The 3038-nt window shown below is 63.8% G+C and carries 2 protein-coding genes; both read right to left on the bottom strand.

Annotated elements, in window-relative coordinates; all coding sequences use genetic code 11:
• The coding region (locus EOA86_RS28575) for a hydantoinase B/oxoprolinase family protein (RefSeq protein WP_164892062.1) at window positions 1-849 on the bottom strand (849 nt) is incomplete at its 3' end.
• 11 nt (window positions 850-860) lie between these two features.
• Complete coding sequence (locus EOA86_RS28570) at window positions 861-2957, bottom strand: hydantoinase/oxoprolinase family protein (protein ID WP_128344725.1); 2097 nt, start codon at window positions 2955-2957, stop codon at window positions 861-863.
• Window positions 2958-3038: the final 81 nt, after the last annotated feature.

Genomic DNA, 3038 nt, shown 5'->3' with positions numbered 1-3038 from the left:
GCTGTAGATGATGGGGCAGTTGATTCCCCAGCGGCTCATCGGATCGGTGCCGGTGAAATCGACGTCAACATGGTCGTCGCGCACCGAGACCGTCGCCGCCAGCTTGACCGGCTCATCGTAGCCGTCGGTGACCAACTCATTGGACCAACTGCCCTTCGGCAGCCCCTTGATGCGCTCGAGCATGGCGTCGCGAGTTCGGGAGAAGATGAACTCGCCGAGATGGCCAAGCGAGGTGAGGCCGATCTCCTTCATCATGCCGACCAGCCGGCGATGGCCGACCTCGTTGCAGGCGGCGAGCGAGTAAAAATCGCCGACGACCTGGTTCGGTTCGCGAACGTTGGTGCGCAGAATCCGGACGAGGTCCATGTTGACCTTGCCCTTCTCAGCGAACTTCATGATCGGGATCTGTATGCCTTCCTCGTAGACCGACTTCGCGTCGGCGCCGAAACCGCGCCCGCCCACGTCGACCACATGCGCGGTGCAGGCGAAGAAGGCGACGAGTTCCCCGTCGAGGAAGGACGGCGAAACCATGGTGATGTCGTGGAGGTGGCCCGTGCCCTTCCAGGGATCGTTGGTGACGTAGGTGTCGCCCTCGTACATCTCGTCGCGTGGGATTTCGTTCATGAAATGAAGGACGGCCTCGGCCATGGTGTTCACATGGCCCGGCGTGCCGGTGACGGCCTGCGCCAGCATCTGGCCGCGTGGATCGAATACGCCGGCGGAGAGATCGCCGGATTCGCGCACCGAAGTCGAGAAAGCCGTGCGCAGCAAGGTCAGCGCCTGCTCCTCGACGACAGAGATCAGCCGGTTCCACATGACCTGCATGCGGATTTCGGCGATGTTGTTCATGCCTGGGTCGCTCATGCTTGGTTGCCTTTGCGGATGAGAAGAATTGAGCCGTCGCTCTGGATGACGGCGTCGAAGGACGTCGTTGCCACGGTCGACGTCTCACGTTCGACGATGACGGCAGGGCCGACGATGCGGTCGCCGGCCGTCAGCGTGTCGCGCTCGACAATCGCATAGGTTTGCGTCGAACCCGTCTCGGGGTCGAAAACGGTGCGGGTGACAGTCGGATGGAGCGTGCGGCCTCCGGTTGTCAGCTGATGCCTTTCGACGGCGGGGCGCTCGTCGCTTGCCTTGACCGACCAGGTGACGATCTCGATCTCCAGTCCATCGAGACCGTCGATGGCGCGGCCGAAGAAGCGCTGGTAGTTCGTTCGGAACAGCTTCTTGAGCTCGCAGACCGCATTGTCGCCGAACGGTGCGTCCGGGAGCGGCACCGGGATCTCCCAGCCCTGGCCGGAATAGCGCATGAAGGCAGTGATCTCGCGGACGATCCTGCCGCTCGTGCCGGCCCTGACGAAGCTTTCCGCCGAAGCCTTGAGGTCTGCCAGGAGCGCGTTGACCTCGGAACTGTTGAACTGCGAGAGGCGTGTGAGCCGGGAGGCGAGCGCCTCGTAGCCGAAAGGCGCTTTCAGGAAACCGATCGCCGAGCCGACGCCGGCGCCCTGCGGTACCAGGCACTGGTCGATGCCGAGCTTCTCGCAAAGCCGCGCCGTGTGGAGCGGGGCAGCGCCGCCGAAGGAGATCATGATGTTGTCGGAGATGTTCTTGCCGTTCTCTACCGCATGAACGCGCGCGGCGTTGGCCATGTTCTCGTCGACGACCTCACAGATGCCGAAGGCGGTGGACATGGTGTCGAGAGACAACCGCTCGCCGACGTCGCGCATGATCGCCCGTTCGGAGGCGTTGGTGTCGAGCTTGATGGCGCCGCCGGCGAAATTGTTAGGATCGAGTTTTCCGAGCACGAGATCCGCGTCGGTGATCGCCGGATGCTTGCCGCCGCGGCCGTAGCAGGCCGGTCCGGGTTCCGAGCCCGCGCTTTCCGGTCCGGTCTGGATGCGGCCCATCGCGTCGACCCAGGCGATGGAGCCGCCGCCGGCGCCGATCTCGATCATCTCGATGACCGGAATGGAGATCGGCATGCCCGAGCCCTTGCAGAAGCGATAGGTACGGGCCACCTCGAAGGTCCGGGCCGTGCGCGGCGCGAAATCCTCGATCAGGCAGATCTTTGCCGTCGTGCCGCCCATGTCGTAGGAGACCACCTTGTCGAGCCCGAAGCGCCGGGCGATGTCGGCCGCGAAGATCGCGCCGCCCGCCGGGCCGGATTCCACCAGACGAACAGGAAACTCCGAAGCCGTCTCCACCGAGATCAGGCCGCCACCGGAATGGATCATGAAGACAGGGCATTCGGCCCCCATCTCTTTCAGCCGTATCTGCAGGCGGGCCAGGTAGTCGGCCATCTGAGGGCGCACATAGGCGTTGGCGCAAACAGTATTGAAGCGTTCGAACTCGCGCATCTGCGGCGACACCTCTGCGCTGATCGAGATCGGGACATCCAATTTCGCAGCGAGAATCTCCCGCGCTCGGCGTTCGTGCGCCGGATTGGCATAGGCGTGGATGAAGCCGATCGCGATCGCCCCAAATCCGCCGGTCGCGATCTCGTCGGCGATTTTCTCCAAGGCAGCCTCGTCCAGCGTCTGCAGTTCCTGCCCCTCGGCGCCGATACGGCCCTTGACTGTGAAGCGATGCTCACGCGGGATCAGCGGCGTCGGCAGTCTCAGGTTCAGGTCATACTGCTCGAAGCGATTTTCCGTCCGCATCTCGATGACGTCGCGAAAACCTTCGGTCGTGACCAGGGCCGTCTTGGCGCCGCGGCGCTCGATCAGCGCGTTCGTCGCGAGCGTCGTGCCATGAATGACGATGCCGATGTCCGCAGGCACGATCCCGGCGTTGCGCGCGACGATCTCGATGCCGTCAAGGATCGCCTGCTCCGGCGCCGAATAGTTGGTCAGCACCTTGGTCGAGAAGATCTTTCCGCGCAGGTCGAGCGCGATGTCGGTGAAGGTTCCGCCGATGTCTGCGCCGAGACGGATGTCGTCTTTTCTGGAAGTCATGACTAGGCCTTCTGGGATGCGAGCGCGGCATCGCGCATCTGTGAAAGGGTCTGGCGTGGCGTCAGCGCCTCAGCGGAGATG

The sequence above is a fragment of the Mesorhizobium sp. M5C.F.Ca.IN.020.32.2.1 genome (assembly GCF_004023105.1).
GTDB lineage: Bacteria > Pseudomonadota > Alphaproteobacteria > Rhizobiales > Rhizobiaceae > Mesorhizobium > Mesorhizobium wenxiniae.
Note: the sequence above shows the minus strand (reverse complement) of the source record. Positions and strands in the feature narration are given on the sequence as shown.